Here is an 18,209-nt window from a genome sequence, read left to right on the forward strand (position 1 = left end):
TCAGCCAGCTGAAAGCTGCCGCTGGTTAGCCTCCCCGTCATTGGTCAAACGGGGACTTCCAGCGCATGCCTTCCACCACCTCAAGACGCACCTTCGTCAAAGGCATCGCCGCCGGCAGTCTGCTCGGCGGCCTCGGCCTGTGGCGCACACCGGTCTGGGCCTTGAACAGCCCCGGCCAGGTCAATGAGCTCAGCGGTACCGACTTCGAGCTGTTCATCGGCGAAACCCCGGTCAACTTCACCGGCCAGCCCCGTACCGCCCTGACCATCAACGGCAGCCTGCCCGGCCCGCTGCTGCGCTGGCGCGAAGGCGACACCGTGACGCTGCGGGTGCGCAACCGGCTCAAGGACAGCACCTCGATCCACTGGCACGGCATTCTGCTGCCGGCCAACATGGACGGCGTGCCGGGCCTGAGTTTCAAGGGCATCGAGCCGGGTGGCGTGTACGTCTACCAGTTCAAGGTTCGCCAGCACGGCACCTACTGGTATCACAGCCATTCCGGCTTGCAGGAACAGGCCGGCGTCTACGGGCCGCTGGTGATCGATGCCCGGGAGCCCGAGCCCTTCCAGTACGACCGCGACTACGTGGTGATGCTCAGCGACTGGACCGACGAAGATCCGGCCAGCCTGATGAAGACCCTGAAAAAACAGTCCGACTACTACAACCTCCACAAGCGCACCGTCGCTGATTTCATCCACGACGTCGGCGAAAAAGGCTGGGGCGCCACCGTCGCCGATCGCACGATGTGGGCGCAGATGAAGATGAATCCCACCGACATCGCCGACGTCAGCGGCGCCACGTACACCTTCCTGATGAACGGCCACGCCCCGGATAACAACTGGACCGGCCTGTTCCGCCCCGGCGAAAAGCTGCGGCTGCGACTGATCAACGGCTCGGCCATGACCTACTTCGACGTGCGCATCCCCGGCTTGAAAATGACCGTGGTCGCCGCCGACGGCCTGCACGTCAAACCGGTCAGCGTCGACGAGTTGCGCATCGCCGTGGCGGAAACCTATGACGTGATCGTCGAACCCGCCGCCGACGCCTACACCCTGTTCGCCCAGGCCATGGACCGCACCGGTTACGCCCGAGGCACCCTCGCCGCTCGCGCCGGATCGTCGGCCCCGGTGCCGGCGCTGGACTCGCGCCCGCTGGTGACCATGGACGACATGGGTATGGGCGGCATGGACCATGGTTCGATGGACATGAGCGGCATGGATCACTCGAGCATGAACATGGGCCCGATGCAGTCGCACCCCGACAGCGAAAAGGACAACCCGCTGGTGGACATGCAAGCCATGACCACCGCCGCGAAACTCGACGACCCCGGCCTCGGCCTGCGCAACAACGGTCGCCGGGTGCTGACCTACGCCGACCTGCGCAGCAGGTTCGAAGACCCGGACGGCCGCGACCCGAGCCGCACCCTCGAGCTGCACCTCACCGGCCACATGGAGAAATTCGCCTGGTCATTCAACGGCATCAAGTTCTCCGACGCCGAGCCCCTGCGTTTGAAGTACGGCGAGCGAATCCGCCTGGTACTGGTCAACGACACGATGATGACCCACCCCATCCACCTGCACGGCATGTGGAGCGATCTGGAAGACGAAAACGGCAATTTCCAGGTGCGCAAACACACCATCGACATGCCGCCCGGCACCCGCCGCACTTACCGCGTGACCGCCGATGCGCTCGGCCGTTGGGCCTATCACTGCCATCTTCTGTACCACATGGAAATGGGCATGTTCCGCGAAGTGCGGGTGGAAGAATGAGGACGCCGACCATGACCCGATTTGCCGCGTTTTCGCTGTCACTCCTGTCGATGGCTCCGGCGTTCGCCGCCAGCGACATGCAGGGCATGGATCACAGCCAGATGGGCGATATGCAAAGCATGGACGACGGCATGATGCAGCCCGCTGCGCCGACCGAAAGCCGCACGCCGATTCCGGCACTGACCGACGCCGATCGCGCCGCCGTGTTCACTAGCCACGCCGGACATCAGGTCCACGACAGCGCCATCAACACTTACTTTCTCGCCGACAAACTCGAATGGCAGGACGCCGACGACGCCAGCACCCTGGCCTGGGATTTGTCCGGCTGGATCGGCGGCGACATCGATCGGCTGTGGCTGCGCTCCGAAGGCGAACGCAGCAACGGCAAGACCGAAGACGCGGAAATCCAGGCGCTGTGGGGCCACGCGATTTCGCCGTGGTGGGACGTGGTCAGCGGCGTGCGCCAGGACTTCAAACCCGGCGCCCCGCAAACCTGGGCAGCATTCGGTTTGCAGGGCATGGCGCTGTACAACTTCGAAGCTGAAGCTACGGCATTTCTCGGCGAAAACGGCCAGAGCGCGGTGCGGCTGGAGGGCGACTACGACATCCTGCTGACCAATCGCCTGATCCTTCAGCCGACCGCCGAACTCAACGTCTACGGCAAAAACGACCCGCAACGCAGGATCGGCTCGGGCCTCGCGAACACCGAAGTCGGGCTGCGCCTGCGCTATGAAATCCGCCGCGAATTCGCGCCCTACATCGGCGTGACCTGGAACCGCACCTACGGCCACACCGCCGATTACGCACGGGAAGAAGGCGAGGATCGCAGCGAAGCGCGACTCGTCCTCGGCGTGCGGCTGTGGTTCTGAATCCCATCAAAAAATAACACCGAGGTCTTGCATGCGCACATTGAAAATCTCCCTCGTCCTCGCCAGCGGTTTGCTCCTGAGCACCCTGGCCCAGGCCCATCCGAAACTGCTGACGTCGACCCCGGCCGAAGGTGCCGACGGCGCGGCGCCCGGCAAGATCGAGCTACGGTTTTCGGAGGATCTGCTGACCCAGTTCTCCGGCGCCAAACTGGTGATGACCGAAATGCCCGGCATGGCCCACTCGCCCATGCCGATGAAGGCCAAAGTCAGCGCCGGCAGCGACCCGAAAACCATGCTCGTCACCCCGCTTTCGCCCTTGCCGGCCGGCACCTACAAGGTCGAATGGCGCGCAGTGTCGTCGGACACGCACCCGATCACCGGCAACGTCACGTTCAAAGTGAAATGAGCGATGGCTGAACTGATCAACATCCTCCTGCGTCTGGCGCTGTATGTGGATTTGCTGCTGTTGTTCGGGCTGGCGTTGTTCGGGCGGTACAGCGTTGACGCGGTGCTGCGGTTTCGGCCGATGCTGCGCGGGATGGCGTTGATCGGGGCACTGCTCTCAGTAGCGAGTCTGGTGCTGATGACCCGCGCCATGAGTGGCGAAACACAATTCGCGGCGCTGTGGCCGCACCTGCAAATGATGGTGCTGGAAACCGACGTCGGGCTGGCGTGGACGCTGCGGATGATTGCGCTGATTGTCGTGATGATCTGGCCGGGATTGTGGCTGGCATCGATGGCCGGCTCAGTCGCCCTCGCCTCCCTGGCCTGGAGCGGTCACGGCGCGATGGATAACGCGTGGCATCTGCTCAGCGACATCCTGCACCTGCTCGCGGCGGGTGCGTGGCTAGGCGCAATGCTCGCGTTGATCTTGATGTCGCGGCTCGACGCACTGTGCAGCGAGGCGCGCATTCGTTCGCTGGCCGATTCCGTCAAACGCTTCGAAGGCGTCGGCGCGGCAATTGTGCTGATCCTGTCGGCCACCGGCGTGGCGAATTACCTGTTCATCGTCGGCCCGACACTGGGCGAAGTCCTGCTCGGCACCTACGGGATTCTGTTGGCGATCAAGGTTGTGTTGTTCGGGGGCATGCTGGTGCTGGCCGCGTTGAACCGATTCCACCTCGGGCCGTTGCTCGAACAATCGTTGCGCGCCGGGCAACATCAGGTGGCGGCCAATGCCTTGCGCCGCAGCGTGGCATCGGAGCTGGTGATTGCGCTGTTGATCGTGGGGCTGGTGGCGTGGTTGGGCACGCTGAGCCCGGAGCCGGGATGACACCCGGCAAACGCATTCACTACACTGGCCCGCACTCCCACTGCACAAGCCCGATCTCCATGACAATTCGAAAAAGCACGATGATCTTTTGCGGCCTGCTGGCCATGGCCGGCGCCGCTCATGCACAAGAACCGGCCTCGCACCTCGACACCATCCAGCAACAGGGCCAGTTGCGCGTCTGCACCACCGGCGACTACAAACCCTACACCTTTAAACGCTTGGACGGCGGTTTCGAAGGCATCGACATCGCCATGGCGCAATCCCTGGCCGACAGCCTCGGCGTCAAGGTCGAATGGGTGCAGACCACCTGGAAAACCCTGATGCCAGACATGCAGGCCGGCAAATGCGACATCGGCGTCGGCGGCATCTCGGTGACCCTCGAACGCCAGAAAAAAGCCTTCTTCAGCAACACCCTCGACGTCGACGGCAAGATCCCGCTGGTGCGCTGCGCCGACCAGTCCAAATACCAGACCATCGACCAGATCAACCAGCCAAACGTGCGCCTGGTCGAACCCGCCGGCGGCACCAACGAAGCCTTCGTCCACGCCTTCCTGCCCAAGGCGCAACTGGCGTTGCACGACAACGTGACCATCTTCGAACAACTGCTCGACAACAAGGCCGACGTGATGATCACCGACGCCTCCGAAGCCCTCTACCAACAAAAACTCAAACCTGGCCTGTGCGCCGTCAACCCAAGCCAGTTCATGCAATACGGCGAAAAAGCCTACCTGCTGCCGCGCGACGACATCAGCTGGAAACTCTACGTCGACCAGTGGCTGCACCTGAGCAAAGTCACCGGCAAATACCAGAAAGTCCTGAGCGAATGGATCGCCGTACCCGCGGCCCAGTAACCCTCAGTCGTCATGCATCAGGCCGGAGCTGTACTGGTTGAAACTGTTACCGATATTGCTCCCGCCGAACTTCAACGTATTCACATTACGCGCCTGCGGCGACTGACAGTCGCTGGAGAAACAACTGGTGGTGGTCAAACCACCGGAGCCGGAGCAGGCGCTTAGAACCGAGACAGTGGCGACGATCAACAGCGCTTTGAGTGGATTGTTCATGGTGTATGGCGCTCGGGTGGGATCGGGATCTTGTGGAGGGATCGTAGGCCTGCGCGGGTGGCGGGAAGATGAAACTTGCGGGGTTTTCAGCGTGGGTTCAGGTTGAACCCACGCCTGACGATCAACACTCCGTGACAGAGGGTTGCCGGAACCTACTTCGGCTCAACGTTATCCAGCGCCTGATTCACCGCCAAAGACCCCAACATCACCAACTGCGCAATGCCGATGGCGGTTTTGCGGTGGGCGGGTTCCAGGGTGGCGGCGAAGTTGTTGAGCATTTCTGAGGCTGAACCGAGGGATTCGCTGGCGTTGGCGAGCAGGGATTCGGTGTCGTAGGCCGGGTTGGCGAAGTACATCGGGTCATGTTGGGTGTGACTGCCCATGATCCGTTGCTGTGGGGTGAGGTAGTGATCGAGGGCGCGCTCGGCGGCTTCGTTCAGGGTTCGTGAATCGGGGAATTTGTAGGGGGAGACTGGATCGGTTTCTGGTGGGTTGGGTGTTGGTTTGAACATGGATGAATCCTCTAGCGCGATTACCAAAAGGAACCATCACCCTTCGCTACCAAACGTTGGGTGGCGGCCATACGCGGGTTGGTAGACCGGTCGCACTAGAACCCGGCGCCCACGAATGAGCCCCACGCATGACCACCATGAAATCCGAGCCCTGAAAGGGCTGCACACGGTGACGCCATGAGTCTAGAACGAAGCGGGCTACCAAACCCGATCACTGGTTTGCAGTGACGTAGAGACGATAAAACCCGCGTGCTAGACGCACAAGCCGGCGGATTCTGTCTTAGGTGTAGGGGGTGGCGCAAGGATGTGTAGGGCCGAAGTATTGTCAGAGAGCTTCGTTTAAACACACTCAGATTTTGTTGTTTAGATGGATGACCAACACCGGGCATGTCGCCGTCAGGCAACCACCAAAGCAACTCTGATACAGTCGGTGCCAGCTAATCCGTTGACAGGGAGTCAAACATGGCAAAGCCCGCTGCACGCATCACCGATCCCACCAGTTGCCCCATCCCCGGACACGGCCCTAAAGCCATTGCCTCCGGATCCCCCGACGTATTCTTCGACGGACTCGCCGCCGCCCGAAAAGACGACACCTGCACCTGCGGCAGCGCACTGGCCTCCGCCGTATCCAGCACCGTATTCATCAACGGCAAAAATGCCGCGCTGGTCGGCACAGTCGGTTCACATGGAGACGTTGTGATCGGTGGATCGGGAACGGTGATTATTGGTGACTCACATACGCCTGCGCCGTTTACGCCACCGACGCCGATGATCATTCATCCTGGATGGATCAGCTTCACCATCCCCGGTTCTGAGTCTTACCTAGGCATGAGCTGCGTTGCTCACTTCGAAGATGGTTCTACCCAATCCGGAAATTTTGATATCACCAACACAGTGAAATTTCTCAACATCCGTGGAAAAGTCTGCCAAAAGCTAGAGTTCGGCTCTCAAGAAGAACCACCGACCGGCTCAGTTTTCGACACGCTATTCAATGCATCATTGAAATAAGGATTGTTTCATGACTGAGCCATTGCTCGTAACGGGAAGCTACGTTGTTCAAAAAGCACATGAGCTTGAAAATTCGCCATTGGACATGGCGATTGCGGGTATGGAGGGGGCCGCGACAAGATTTTCTTTAGATGCCATATCAGATGCAAAAGTACGCAGTAACTACATGAGCAACATCAAGCGCATGTCAGTGGAAACCAAAGCCGAAGTCGCCGCAGGAAGGCTGAGTGCCCAAGAGGGTGCAGCATTTTGCCAAGAGATGCGAAATAGAATCCTGGTCGAGCATCGAAAATTCACCTCGGCACAAGGTGTGGCCTTCGCCGAGCGGAAGAAACGATTACCTCCGACGTTACAGGACACACTGGACAAGTACGCACTGAAAACGGCAAACGTCGAATACAACAAATTGACCCCAGAACAAAAGAGCAAAGTCTATTACGAGATTCTGGATTCAGCCGGCCGTGACAACGCACCGGTAAGCAAGGGAACTCAAAAATTAAGAATAATGGGAAAGGTCGGTTTACTAGTCACTGCGACCTTCGCCGTATATGAAATCATGAACGCTGACAACAAAGTAAAGGAAACAGCCCGACAAGGCATTATCATCGGCGGCGGCGCCGCTGGCGGGGGATTGGCTGGCTTGGGCGTCTCTGCATTTTGCGGCCCTGGCGCCCTAGCTTGCGCTGTGGCAATCGTTCTGGCGGGAAGTATTGTGGGAGGAATTGCTGGTAGCGCAGTAGCCGACACCTTTGATGAAGAACTGGAGGAATTTTCCAAATGGGAAGTTCTATGACAAAGCAGCAAAGAGCGGATGTGCGCTGGGCATTGTCCGATGCTTTTGTTGATAACGAGGTCGACTATGATGCGATTGCACGAAGGACAAGAGAATTCGATCGAGATGAAGTAAAGCGCATACTCTTTGAGGAGGTGGCACCTGTTTGCCACTCAAACCTTGAAAGCGCACTTCCAACCATATGGCTTTGTTTCAACAGGCAGGAATTGGAAGATGACATTGAAAATATGCTGAGAGCAAAAGAGAACAGTTGGTTTAAAAGAAAAGCCAACGCCTTATTGGTGACATGGCTGAAGAGCAGATACAAATACATCTGGACAGAAATAGAAAAGCAGTATCAAAACATAAGCTAATAACAAATTGTCGCGACTGGAGCGATTGCATCACCCTTTTTTTCCTGAGCTATACTCGTAAGCGAACACACAACCAAGTAAAAACATAATTATCTTAAGGACTGATACATGAAGGGAAAAACCATCGCAACTGTTCTTGCATGCTTGCTACTCACCGGTTGTTCTGACCCAAAGCAAACCAAACTGCCTGCCGATATCAGTAAATGGTCAGAGGACAAAGGGCTAATGGAAGCTGTCGGCAAACTCGATGAAAACGATAGAAAACTGTTTGGTGGCTATGCTGCCCGGCAAGTGGTGGCCAGCACATTTGGCGGTAGCAAAGTTGTTGCAGACTCAACACTGGGTGATGCTCTGAAAACACAACAGGCCTGGATCGAAGCCAAAGCTGCCGAAGCGGAAAAACAAAAAGCCTTGGCCGAGCAAGTAAAACAGCAACAGCTTGTGGCACTGAAAGAAATGAACGGAACGCTTACAGCGTCCCTTCTCAAACTTAAACTGAATCCCGCCGACTATAAAAACAAGCAATACAGTGAATATTTTTCAATTGAAATTGCTCTACACAACAATACAACTGAGGCCCTATCTGGCGTAAAGGGAACAGTCGTACTCAGCGACATGTTCGGCGACCCTATAAAAAGAATTGGCCTCACCAACGACATCCAAATCGACCCAGGTCAAACGTACATCTATAGCGGGACAATGGATTACAACCAGTTTCAGGCCGCCGACAAGAAGTTGGCTGCTTCCGACACTGAAAAAATGAAATTTGAATGGGTGCCGGATACTTACATCTTTACAAACGGCAAAAAGCAAACCACATCAAATTGAAATGAAAAGTAGGGTAGACAAATTTACAAAAAAACGAACAACCCGCTTCGTTACCAGCACAAATTAATCAACAGTACAAACCCATCCATTCCCACACGACAGCCACTACAACTTCGACCGCAAGCGAACGAGGAAACACTCATGAGCTCAGAGCTAATAGTAAAACCCGGTACTGGAATACTCTCAACGGACACAACAAAATTCGAGGCTTATCTTGCCCATCTCGGACTTCCAACCGACAACATAATTGCCGCTTTACCTCAACGACAAATAATCGAAAACAATCTTCCAAGCTTTATCGAATCGCTTCCATCCGAAGTGAAACGGGACGCACGATATTTATCAAAATTCGTGGCCGGAGCAGCAATTGGACTATTCGACGCCTCATTAAACTATGTCTGGAACGAAGTTGTTCTAAACCTAAGGGAAAAAGTAGTTCTATATGGACTCGATATGTTCTTCGACGCCGCCGTTGGTGGCGGACGGCGGGAATTTTACTCAACAGAAGAAGATCTTTCTGGATTAAAAGATAACACCCTTATCAATACGTGTCGAAAACTTGAACTCATATCCGATATTGTTTACACAAAACTAAACCATATTCTAACCATGAGAAATGACATTGGAGCTTCACATCCAAATTCTTACTCGATAAATGCGTTTGAACTGCTTGGATGGTTACAAACTTGCGTACAAGATATCCTTAACGACAAACCATCCGCTTCCGCAATACAGATCAAATCCTTCATCGAGAATCTTAAAAAGTCCACAACCGTACTCGACGACACAACTATTAAAAGCATGGAGAGACCTCTAAGCGAGCTTTCCCTTCAAAATACCGACAATCTTCTTAACAGTATATTTGGAATATACACCGCAGATACCACCGGCAATATCATAAGAAAAAACATCTCTCTCTTCGCCCCTCACATCTGGAACAAGAGCAGCGACAATGTCAAATACAAACTAGGCGTAACAATCGACGGATACAAAAACAATCTTCACAACGAAAAGCATATTTTAGGTATAGAATTTTTCAACATTTGCGATGGAAATAGATTCCAATCGTTAGACTCTAGAATAATTTCTTTGGATGGTTACGCCGACGAACTTCTCGAAGCAAGATATTCTTGGGATAACTTTTACAATGAACCTCCACTCATGCGTAAAATTTTATCTTTTCTAAAAACAGAGGCAGACATCCCTATAGAGAGATCCCAGAAATTAATAAAAACAGTACTAATTTGCCGAATCGGGAAAGGCATTCCTTATAACTCGGGCGTTTCTCCAGCAGGAAAACCTCTTTACGATCAGTTTTTTGGGATGCTCGGAGATCAAAACATAATAAACGTACTAGTCGCTATGCACTCAAACGAAGTGCGCGTTAATCTTGACAACAAATTTTGTCAGACACATATGGTCAACGTACTGAAGCTCTTGAAAGCTAATGCGCGAAGCGAGCGCATTCAAGAAATTCTTGACTTTCTCATCGCCAACGAAAATATTCTTCACAAAATCCATTTAGACAAGCGCTACAAAGAACTAGCAAAAAACCACATGACATTTAGCTAAATCACATATGAAAGGATGGTTTTTACTATAAGCCATCCTTTCTCACCCAAAACAACCAACTTTTTCCTGAGCAAAAAAAATTTAAACCCCATCTAATATATATAGCGTTCGCCCCCCCTTGGAACCCAGAGCATTTACTCCCACCCCAAACACACATGCACACCAATAAACTTCTAAAAAATCCACTACTAGATAACTACTCGACGGAAAATAAATTCTCATTAAACTACAAAAGTCTCGGAATCTCCTTCAGCCCTTTTATATTTCTCTATTACGGAAATTTTCGATTTATTTTTAGCTTTATTCAATCGCCTTTTAAACTCTAAGCCAGCAACTTGCTTACAGGCTATCATTCGCCCAACTCTCCCCATTGCACTATGATAAAGATGAGCCACCTCTTCGAATACCTTACCACTCTCCACTTGAACTTCAAACTCTCGCACTGCAGCTTTAATTCTGTTCCTCTCGGCTTTAACAACACCAGCAGAGCAACCAGATATACCTAATCCGGTAACAACTAGAGGCTCCTGCTTTTCACCGCATGTAATAGCCTGCCCTTTTTTTAGAATATGCATTTTTGCTCTTTTCTGCTTAAATCCTTTTTGAGCAAGCATCCCCGTAACCTTCGATACAACTTCTGACCACTGCGCACTTAGCAACTGTTTTTTCGAAGAGATGGTTATATCATCTGCAAAGCGACTATAAGCTAACCCCTTGGTATGCATCCAATCAACAAGCCGCGGTTCGACATCCCAAAATACCAGATTAGCAATATAACTACTGGTACTTGCACCTTGAGGAACGTACCCATCCTTCGTAACGATTAGTGCAAGAACTTCTGATACTCCGCGCCCAAAACCAAAAAAACCTTCAAAAATCCATCTCACTTTATCAATGGTAATTGATGGAAAAAAATTAGTTATATCTTGCAACGCGATGGACTTAGCAGACGCATGTTCCCGCGCATTTGAGAAAGGACTTCTTGGGCTTTTATTATCCTTTATTCCGCCATGAAGATAGATAGGGTAATCAACAAACACAAACAACCTATCGACAAGTTTTCTTTGGATTTTTTTCAATGGTTCAAAAGCATCATAAGTAACCCTAACGCTCTTGTCCTTTTTCTCTTGCAAAACTTCTCGATATAAAAAATTACACGAGACGGATAATTTTAACAGCGACTCCGGACTTTCACCGAGCATCAAACCAAGTGACTTAAGGCTATAAACAGGCTTCCTTTTATACTTTGCGACGATCATAAAAACCACCCATGAAAAAAACCCGCATTATAAAAATGCGGGCTTCTATAAATTCGATGATGCGATTTGGTGCGTCATTATTTCAAGAACTCCATTACAACATCAATATAAACTGATGCTTTTTCATGGATAAGAGACCAATTTTCGTAACACCACTTAACCGAAATCTGAACTGCTGCACCCTTAATACTCTCAAGGATAAAGCCCTTTTTCTCAGGTTTCGTTGGTGCGCCTCCTTTTGGATTCTCTTTGCTATCTTTAGTGACGCGAACACCTTCATTATTTTGCACATTCTTCAACGGAGACCGCTGAAGGCTCTTCATTTTTTTCATCGATATATCCTCACGGGCTGGATTGCCCCGCCGCGAAGCTTTCAGGCCGAAAGGAACATGAAGGTGTCCATACAAATCGCAGTTCTGGCTTATCAAACGAAGTTTTATAAGCCCGTCCGCCGCAATATTCGCCGTGTGATCTGAGTAATCGTTGATTCGGCCAACGGCCGGCTGCTTTTTCGTTAACGGATACAAACCTTCGCTAACGCTCAAAGTCGACAACGAGAAACCTCGTTACCGGGGAGTGCTCAACGCTCTGCACAGACACTGAGATAAACCTATGGGTTTCATAGATGTAGCTCTGCAGAACTCGATCAGGGCGGACACACGGGTGGCGGAAAAAGCCTTGTAGAACCCAAAGCTGATTGGCTAACCAATCACAACTGCAAGCCTGATTTTTCTATCGATGTTTTTTAAAGAGCGCATTCGGATGGTACATCCGACCTGAAAAACGTTATAGCTCATTGCCAGTACGAAAGCAAACTTGACGCAATCGTTACCCTCAACCTCCACCTGATCGAAACAAAGCCAGACACTTCTAAGCAGCCTTGCCCAATCTGATAAACTCCCCCACCTCCCAGCCACACCGATTCCGTACCCCCAATGCCCCCAATCTCCGCCACACCCGCCCCACTCTCCCGCCGTTTCTCCGTCGCGCCGATGATGGATCGGATAGATATTTCCCAAACTCCCGTAAACAAAGGCCTATAAGCCATGTTAGAAACCGCTGTACCAGTTACGTACCAGTGATATTTTTTTCCGGAGAATTTCGATCCGTGTCTTTGTTTCTGTAGCAATTTTCTAGCAAGCATTTTCAGCTCCAATCCTGACACTATCAACACTGTCAAAAATACCATTCACATTGTGACGATGATGGATTGGATGCAGTAGCCAGCCTCCCCCCCAACTGATTGGCTGAAGTCTCAAATAATCTGCGCGTTGTAGCAATTTTTAAGCATGCGGTATCTAAGCCTCTCTGGTGCGGCCGCATGAGCTAGGCTTCGCGAACACCTCATTTCTAGGATGGATCGCATGCCAAATAACTCAGCGTCTAATATCGCCACTGCTGACGCCCTGACGTTGCTACTGCACAACCAGCACGCACTGGCGGCGGCAATCGAAGAGGTTGCCATTTGGCTTGCAGCCAGTGGCGCGGCAGTGGTTGCAGATAACGCTGTGATGGCTATGGAGACCTTAGACACAAATGCAAACGCGATCACAGATGCGATTATGCGGATACGGCAATCCTAATATCGTCTTTGCAGGCAGCAATCGGCCAGAAGCGGACGTTTGAGAGCGGCAACTTCCGGCCAGAAGCAAACACTTATCTGATCCAGCTGTCGCGTGGAATTTTCCAAGACTGTGGAGACGCTCAGTCAGGCCTGTATTGCTGCAATCAGGGCGTCCATGTGCGGCTTGTCTTTTTCTGCAATGGCATCGATCAGGTCTTTGACGGCATGTTCCACATCAAAGATCAGCTCGTTGTTACCTGCCAGTCGTTCAAGCGTGTTGCCGTGGCTGAAGTAGTGGAAAATCTTTAGGATTCGCTTCGCTCGCTCAACGCCAAACAGAGCCTCTGCGCGCTCGTCCACCTGCTCTGCATCCTTGGGGCCAGGAAGCCTAGAGACGCCAGTCGCGAGCAACAGCTAACCTTCGTTTCTGGCTACTGCGGGGAAGCTGTAAGCGGCCACCAGCGGCTAACAGGATTGATATCCGCGATGCTCGTCGCCCGCTCGGACGTTCCAACAACGAACTAACCATCAGACCACGACTGCGCCGCGTCGTAGAAGCTGTCAAACGCAAAAATAGCTTTCAGCTATTGAGTCAATCTATGGAATATCTGATTTTTCAGGTAAAAGTATCTTGCCGTCAGGAGGGCGCCATGACCATAGATACCGGATTTCATCTAAAAAACTACAAAAGTTTCGGCCCTACGGGCGCCGGTGTCAGATCTATTAAGTTTGTCAATGTCATCGTCGGCAGAAACAACATTGGCAAGTCAAGCCTACTGCTAGCGCTCGATTATTTGTGCAAAGAGAACAAAAGTGACTCAACAATCAGCTCTTGCGTTGAGATTACAGAAACACTAAATGAATCAAAATTGAAATCCGTTTTTAGAGAAAATCATGCTGACGGAGCTCTTGAAAACAATCATTGGTTTGATCATGGTCAATACTTTGTAGGAGCCGATTTAACATGGAAGGATCTCGGCAGTAATAAGCTCGAGTTCGTTAGGCTGAGTCAAAAGGCTTCGGAAGCGGAGATATTGCAAATTTCAGCTTTGCCTTCCAGCTCAGCATTACGAAACATGTCCCATATAAAGCTTGATGCTGACAGAGATATATCCCCCGAAAGCATAAGTGGAGATATGTTTCTCAGTAGTAGCGGCGCTGGCGCAACTCAAGTCATTCATAAATATCTACACCACGTAGAATTCGACAGGACATTAATACAGAAAAACCTTCTGAGCGCGCTCAATAAAATATTTTCACCAGATATAATTTTTAATGAAATCGCAACACGATTTCATTCGCAAACTAGCAAATGGGAAATTTATCTTGGTGAAGAAAGCAAGGGGCCAATAGCTTTATCCTCATCCGGAAGCGGTTTGAAGACGGTGATACTCACCCTGCTTAATCTTTTAGTTCGACCAGATTTTGAGAATAGGTCTGCTGGTAGCTATATTTTTTCACTAGAGGAACTCGAAAATAATTTGCATCCTGCACTACAACGAAATCTATTTGTATTCCTTGAAGAATTCGCAGTAGATAATGGTTGTCATATTTTTCTTACCACACACTCTAACGTAGCGATTGACATATTTGGTAACTCCCCGCACTCCCAAATATTGCACGTAATGCGGGGGGCGGATGGAATAATCGGTACTGTTTACTCGGGTGAAGCTGAAGGCCATGGAGTATTAGACGACCTAGGTATAAGGGCAAGTGACTTATTGCAGGCAAACGGTTTGATATGGGTAGAGGGTCCATCAGACCGCGTCTTTCTAAAAAAGTGGATCGAAATATGGAGTAACGGCAGCCTCACAGAAGGACGTCACTACCAATTCGTATTTTATGGCGGAAGCGTGCTCGCGAATATCAATGCAAAGTTGCCAGAAATGGAAACTAGAGAGGCAGTCAGCGCTTTTAAAATTAACCGAAATTTTGCATTTGTTTGTGATAGCGATCGTAAAAGCTCAAGTGGAACTTTAAAGCCACGTGTTGCGCAGTTGATCAAAGATGTAGCAGGCAGTCGGGCGATGGTGTGGGTCACTCGCTGTACCGAAATTGAAAACTACATACCTAGAGAAGCATTTGAAGCCGCGCACTCTAAGACTAATCTGCCTCAGATTGGTGAGTATGAAATCATTCAGGACTATCTACGTAAAAACAATATATCTGATGCGAAAAACTATACAAATAAACACAGCAGGGCTTTTGCGTACGCAGAATACTTCTCCAAAGAAAACTTAGGATTTCGTCCCGAGCTAGAGCAGCAGGTAACTGAGCTTGTAAAAAAAATAAAGATATGGAATAGCTAGTGTCATTGACCTGTTAAACCTCTGAGTTGTGCACGTTAATGCGCGACCGCACGTGGCGATCTGACCAATCACCTATGGAGTCGAGTGGCAGCAGGTCAGCTATTGGCCGAGTACTGCCCGTCACAAGCGACAGAAATCAGCCAAAGCGACACCCAGAAGAGGTAAACCCATCTCCTGCTCTCCAGGACACACGGAACCGTCCGACTTCACAGACAAATCGGACATCCATTCCACTGAGCCTAGCGATCTAGACGAAGCCATCGCTCTTCAAGTCGAGCAAGCGCGCACATCGCTTCACCTTGGCCGACCGATAGTTTAAATCCAGGAGGCCAATCGCCACTAGCTGTGATGCGTGATCGCTCGAGGGATCGAACGAATCGAAGCCTTCCATAGGAAGTGGCTAGCCCAGAAAAAATTTGAGCAATTTCATTGCGGGTCAGCATAGTCGGAAGGGAAATTGACCGTAGTGATCGTGTATCTTTGAAGCTTTTCCAAGCAGCTACGCATAACCCTCCAAACACAAAAGCCATCGCGCTCCCGCCTATCGCGAACCCGACATAACTAAATATTACCAACAGCTCCGGGAAGCGTTCTGCCCAACGAATGAACATGAATATGCCACCCAATACTAAAATCACGACTGCAGCAACGGAGATATTTTCCAAGAGTTTGCTCAGTTTAAAGGTTTCCCTGGCCAACCTACAGATCAGACACCAGTCTACTAATAGTAAAGACGAGATTATGAGAGCTACTGAAATCTCAACGCCCCAGCTCCCACACGACGGCAAAAGACATATCGTTTTTTCAGAATCAAGCTCGCCTTGCACCAATCTAACTACATTGGTTAATAAAAGTGCAAAGCTTCCAAACATACGAGTAAACGTCACCAATAAGTCTAGAAAACCCCGATCATTTAGCCAGCGGGAAAAAATCATTTTTTGCGTTGAAGCTTTTGCTTTGCGCTCTACACTCCCACCCTTATTTTTTACTTGCTGCGACATCGCAACACCAGTCAAGCTCATGAATGCCGAATACAATAGTACCGCTCCCGCCATTGCGGGTGAAAGTATTACTGCCAGTACTGCGCCGCCGATCGACATCCACATATTGAACAAACGCGTCCGAGCGGTATGGTAAACACCTCTTAGGGCATCTGAGAGTGAAAGACTTAGTAATAAGCTCTTACGGTTAGCCCAAAAGCCGAGATCCGGTATGCTCATCACATAGCTTGCAATGCTTTCCTCCAACGCCGGATTCAATTTCGGTAACTGCCGACAGGATCGGAATGCAGTTTCCTGTAACCAACTATCTTGACCACTTATCGCAGATGTTAATACCGGCGCAGCTCGAGATTCCGAAAGCAGGCCAGTGGCCTCTAGGCAGATTTTAGCCATGATCAGGCTGTCGCCTTTGGTAACGTGATCCATGACGAAAGTGCTTAACGTCTCCTCAAAGTGAGCGATAATGTTTCTACGCGCTCCAAATGCATCAATCAGAAATCTTAGACAGTGTATCGCACGAATTCTGAGATCAGGATCGCCGAAATTCGCGGTAATTTCATCCCAGCACAGTTGTGCGATTCTGCCAGCCTCTTTCTCGTCGCACAATTGGGCGTATAGCACCAGTGCATCACGTCCTCGAGAGTCGGTTGGAATATGAGAAATCGGCACGTCTTCGGGATGGGCCAACAACTTGACGGTCACGAAGTACTCTAGAAAGCGTCGATGAACGAATGCAAAGGATTTATCCTCGCCGTGAGTGACGCGAGCGATTCGGGCGTAGTCAAGGACATCTACAACGGCGTCTACTTCTGCAGACTTAAAATGCTGGCTGATTAGTTTTACTGGCGCTTCAAGACCAAATACCGATGATCTAAAAACAAACCAGGCGAGTTCCATTGAGACAAACTTAACTCGCTCCGCGGAAATGTTTGCGCGTTTTAGTCTAGCTGAGCAAGCATCCAGGCGAAAATTTATGTAGCCTTCAAATATCTGTGGCTGACTAGTTGGCAGATCACGTTGAGACTTAACCCAAGTACCCAGAAGAGCCATCATAAATGGATTGCGAGCCAAGGGAATTAGGTCGGGGCGCTCAGTGAAAAGTTTTCGTCGAAGCGAATTATTGAATTCTGGATAGCGACTTAGGGCATCGGAAATACTTGCTTCCGACAACGGTCGTATCTCCAACAATTTTTGAGCATGAAATGCTTGAGTTGGGCGTCTAAAAACTCGTGAGGCTAGTACTCCACGCGATAGAGGGTGAGTTCTAAGAAATCTGGAAATCACATCTGAAAGAGCGTTGATAACTTCAGAATCCTCGTCAGCGTCCAACAATTCCGACATTTCATCAAACGAGTCAAAAATAAAAAATAATCGGCCAGCGCGCCACAGCTTTCGGAAGTATTCATCAACAAACTCTTCAGTAAACACGTCTCCCCTACGGCGAAGGCTATCTATCACGAATGTTTCCAGCTCACCGACTTCGAAACGCGCAGTCTGAGCCTTTTCGTCATCTGTGCGCACCCATTCGCGCAGGTTTATGTAGATTGGGATGCGGCTATTTCCAACTTCAGCAAACATATCTCGCGCAAGCTTTCTAAGAGCAACACTTTTTCCAGCTCCAGGAACACCAAGTATCAAAAAAGCTTGGGCGTTTCGGTCCTTCCGGATGGCCTCTTGAAGGTTAACTATTTTCCTACGGGAAGCCATCCCATTACTTGATAGAACCTCTACTTCAGCCTGAAGTTCGGTGTAATACTCAGGACTCCAGTTACTTTTTTGGTCGGCTGTTATGAGGTCAAGCTGTAAGGCATTGCAAAATGCTTCCAGCTTGCGCTTGAAACTCTCTTCCGGAAAGTCTTTATCTAGAGGCACTGGCAGTCCGCCACCAATGGGACCCTCACGCATAAAATAATTAACAACGAAAATTACTGCGAATACAAAAAAAGAGTATATGGTGATGGTTGATCGCTTATCCGTATACTTTTAATCCAAACTGGCGCAGAGGAAAATTGCTGACTGTTCCACAATGCGGCCA

At 50.9% G+C, this 18,209-nt stretch carries 18 protein-coding genes; 12 read left to right on the plus strand and 6 right to left on the minus strand.

The window, feature by feature from the left end; genetic code table 11:
- Nucleotides 1-65: 65 nt before the first annotated feature.
- Genes LOY31_RS19420 through LOY31_RS19440 form a run of 5 tightly spaced genes read left to right on the plus strand, consistent with a single transcriptional unit; the run spans nt 66 to nt 4,762 of the window.
- Entirely contained in the window at nt 66-1,769 is a 1,704-nt protein-coding gene (locus LOY31_RS19420) for a copper resistance system multicopper oxidase (RefSeq protein WP_258712065.1), read from the plus strand.
- 11 nt (nt 1,770-1,780) lie between these two features.
- Complete coding sequence (locus LOY31_RS19425) at nt 1,781-2,638, plus strand: copper resistance protein B (RefSeq protein WP_258712066.1); 858 nt, start codon at nt 1,781-1,783, stop codon at nt 2,636-2,638.
- A 31-nt stretch (nt 2,639-2,669) separates the two neighbouring features.
- Nucleotides 2,670-3,044, plus strand: a complete 375-nt coding sequence (copC, locus tag LOY31_RS19430; RefSeq protein WP_258712067.1) for a copper homeostasis periplasmic binding protein CopC — start codon at nt 2,670-2,672, stop codon at nt 3,042-3,044.
- A gap of 3 nt (nt 3,045-3,047) precedes the next feature.
- The gene (copD, locus tag LOY31_RS19435) at nt 3,048-3,911 is read left to right on the plus strand and encodes a copper homeostasis membrane protein CopD (protein WP_258712068.1); all 864 of its coding nucleotides are present in this window, start codon (nt 3,048-3,050) and stop codon (nt 3,909-3,911) included.
- 59 nt (nt 3,912-3,970) lie between these two features.
- Nucleotides 3,971-4,762 carry a transporter substrate-binding domain-containing protein gene (locus LOY31_RS19440; protein WP_258712069.1) on the plus strand — a complete coding sequence of 264 codons (792 nt, stop codon included), beginning with the start codon at nt 3,971-3,973 and terminating at the stop codon, nt 4,760-4,762.
- A 3-nt stretch (nt 4,763-4,765) separates the two neighbouring features.
- Here the strand turns inward: LOY31_RS19440 and LOY31_RS19445 are convergent, their stop codons facing one another.
- Both LOY31_RS19445 and LOY31_RS19450 read right to left on the minus strand, forming a co-directional pair.
- Nucleotides 4,766-4,975 (minus strand): hypothetical protein, encoded by a 210-nt coding sequence (locus LOY31_RS19445; RefSeq protein WP_085648165.1) that lies wholly within the window; start codon nt 4,973-4,975, stop codon nt 4,766-4,768.
- A 152-nt stretch (nt 4,976-5,127) separates the two neighbouring features.
- Entirely contained in the window at nt 5,128-5,487 is a 360-nt protein-coding gene (locus tag LOY31_RS19450; RefSeq protein WP_007955862.1) for a DUF6124 family protein, read from the minus strand.
- A gap of 462 nt (nt 5,488-5,949) precedes the next feature.
- Between LOY31_RS19450 and LOY31_RS19455 the strand changes: the two genes are divergently transcribed.
- The 5 genes from LOY31_RS19455 to LOY31_RS19475 all read left to right on the plus strand — a co-directional run bounded on the left by LOY31_RS19455 (nt 5,950) and on the right by LOY31_RS19475 (nt 10,041).
- Nucleotides 5,950-6,495 (plus strand): PAAR domain-containing protein, encoded by a 546-nt coding sequence (locus LOY31_RS19455; RefSeq protein WP_258712070.1) that lies wholly within the window; start codon nt 5,950-5,952, stop codon nt 6,493-6,495.
- A 10-nt stretch (nt 6,496-6,505) separates the two neighbouring features.
- Nucleotides 6,506-7,288, plus strand: coding sequence for a hypothetical protein (locus LOY31_RS19460; RefSeq protein WP_085705145.1), 783 nt, complete (start codon nt 6,506-6,508; stop codon nt 7,286-7,288).
- Nucleotides 7,285-7,641, plus strand: coding sequence for a hypothetical protein (locus LOY31_RS19465; RefSeq protein WP_258712071.1), 357 nt, complete (start codon nt 7,285-7,287; stop codon nt 7,639-7,641). The genes LOY31_RS19460 and LOY31_RS19465 overlap by 4 nt, the downstream gene beginning before the upstream one ends.
- A 108-nt stretch (nt 7,642-7,749) precedes the next feature.
- Nucleotides 7,750-8,469: a hypothetical protein gene (locus tag LOY31_RS19470; protein ID WP_258712072.1), complete on the plus strand. Its 720-nt coding sequence runs from the start codon at nt 7,750-7,752 to the stop codon at nt 8,467-8,469.
- Between the two features lie 141 nt (nt 8,470-8,610).
- Nucleotides 8,611-10,041 carry a hypothetical protein gene (locus tag LOY31_RS19475; protein ID WP_227233005.1) on the plus strand — a complete coding sequence of 477 codons (1,431 nt, stop codon included), beginning with the start codon at nt 8,611-8,613 and terminating at the stop codon, nt 10,039-10,041.
- A gap of 221 nt (nt 10,042-10,262) precedes the next feature.
- Here LOY31_RS19475 and LOY31_RS19480 read toward each other — a convergent pair whose 3' ends face one another.
- Nucleotides 10,263-11,300 (minus strand): reverse transcriptase family protein, encoded by a 1,038-nt coding sequence (locus LOY31_RS19480; RefSeq protein ID WP_258712073.1) that lies wholly within the window; start codon nt 11,298-11,300, stop codon nt 10,263-10,265.
- A 77-nt stretch (nt 11,301-11,377) separates the two neighbouring features.
- Nucleotides 11,378-11,854, minus strand: coding sequence for a hypothetical protein (locus LOY31_RS19485; protein ID WP_258712074.1), 477 nt, complete (start codon nt 11,852-11,854; stop codon nt 11,378-11,380).
- Nucleotides 11,855-12,664: 810 nt separating this feature from the next.
- Here LOY31_RS19485 and LOY31_RS19490 point away from each other — a divergent pair.
- Entirely contained in the window at nt 12,665-12,883 is a 219-nt protein-coding gene (locus LOY31_RS19490; protein WP_236190890.1) for a hypothetical protein, read from the plus strand.
- A gap of 125 nt (nt 12,884-13,008) precedes the next feature.
- Here LOY31_RS19490 and LOY31_RS19495 read toward each other — a convergent pair whose 3' ends face one another.
- Nucleotides 13,009-13,224 (minus strand): hypothetical protein, encoded by a 216-nt coding sequence (locus tag LOY31_RS19495; RefSeq protein WP_258712075.1) that lies wholly within the window; start codon nt 13,222-13,224, stop codon nt 13,009-13,011.
- 239 nt (nt 13,225-13,463) lie between these two features.
- Between LOY31_RS19495 and LOY31_RS19500 the strand changes: the two genes are divergently transcribed.
- Nucleotides 13,464-15,173 carry an ATP-dependent endonuclease gene (locus tag LOY31_RS19500; RefSeq protein WP_258712076.1) on the plus strand — a complete coding sequence of 570 codons (1,710 nt, stop codon included), beginning with the start codon at nt 13,464-13,466 and terminating at the stop codon, nt 15,171-15,173.
- Nucleotides 15,174-15,412: 239 nt separating this feature from the next.
- On the opposite strand, the gene LOY31_RS19505 is transcribed toward LOY31_RS19500, so the two are convergent.
- On the minus strand, nt 15,413-18,079 hold the full coding sequence (locus LOY31_RS19505) for an NACHT domain-containing NTPase (protein WP_258712077.1): 2,667 nt from the start codon (nt 18,077-18,079) through the stop codon (nt 15,413-15,415).
- Nucleotides 18,080-18,209 lie beyond the last annotated feature (130 nt).

The organism is Pseudomonas sp. B21-021, from assembly GCF_024749205.1.
GTDB classification, from domain to species: Bacteria; Pseudomonadota; Gammaproteobacteria; order Pseudomonadales; family Pseudomonadaceae; genus Aquipseudomonas; species Aquipseudomonas paraglycinae.

Coding starts and splice junctions, on each gene's coding strand:
- LOY31_RS19420 (WP_258712065.1), top strand. CDS start 66: ATGCCTTCCACCACCTCAAGACGCACCTTCGTCAAAGGCATCGCCGCC.
- LOY31_RS19425 (WP_258712066.1), top strand. CDS start 1,781: ATGACCCGATTTGCCGCGTTTTCGCTGTCACTCCTGTCGATGGCTCCG.
- copC (WP_258712067.1), top strand. CDS start 2,670: ATGCGCACATTGAAAATCTCCCTCGTCCTCGCCAGCGGTTTGCTCCTG.
- copD (WP_258712068.1), top strand. CDS start 3,048: ATGGCTGAACTGATCAACATCCTCCTGCGTCTGGCGCTGTATGTGGAT.
- LOY31_RS19440 (WP_258712069.1), top strand. CDS start 3,971: ATGACAATTCGAAAAAGCACGATGATCTTTTGCGGCCTGCTGGCCATG.
- LOY31_RS19445 (WP_085648165.1), bottom strand. CDS start 4,975: ATGAACAATCCACTCAAAGCGCTGTTGATCGTCGCCACTGTCTCGGTT.
- LOY31_RS19450 (WP_007955862.1), bottom strand. CDS start 5,487: ATGTTCAAACCAACACCCAACCCACCAGAAACCGATCCAGTCTCCCCC.
- LOY31_RS19455 (WP_258712070.1), top strand. CDS start 5,950: ATGGCAAAGCCCGCTGCACGCATCACCGATCCCACCAGTTGCCCCATC.
- LOY31_RS19460 (WP_085705145.1), top strand. CDS start 6,506: ATGACTGAGCCATTGCTCGTAACGGGAAGCTACGTTGTTCAAAAAGCA.
- LOY31_RS19465 (WP_258712071.1), top strand. CDS start 7,285: ATGACAAAGCAGCAAAGAGCGGATGTGCGCTGGGCATTGTCCGATGCT.
- LOY31_RS19470 (WP_258712072.1), top strand. CDS start 7,750: ATGAAGGGAAAAACCATCGCAACTGTTCTTGCATGCTTGCTACTCACC.
- LOY31_RS19475 (WP_227233005.1), top strand. CDS start 8,611: ATGAGCTCAGAGCTAATAGTAAAACCCGGTACTGGAATACTCTCAACG.
- LOY31_RS19480 (WP_258712073.1), bottom strand. CDS start 11,300: ATGATCGTCGCAAAGTATAAAAGGAAGCCTGTTTATAGCCTTAAGTCA.
- LOY31_RS19490 (WP_236190890.1), top strand. CDS start 12,665: ATGCCAAATAACTCAGCGTCTAATATCGCCACTGCTGACGCCCTGACG.
- LOY31_RS19500 (WP_258712076.1), top strand. CDS start 13,464: ATGGAATATCTGATTTTTCAGGTAAAAGTATCTTGCCGTCAGGAGGGC.
- LOY31_RS19505 (WP_258712077.1), bottom strand. CDS start 18,079: ATGCGTGAGGGTCCCATTGGTGGCGGACTGCCAGTGCCTCTAGATAAA.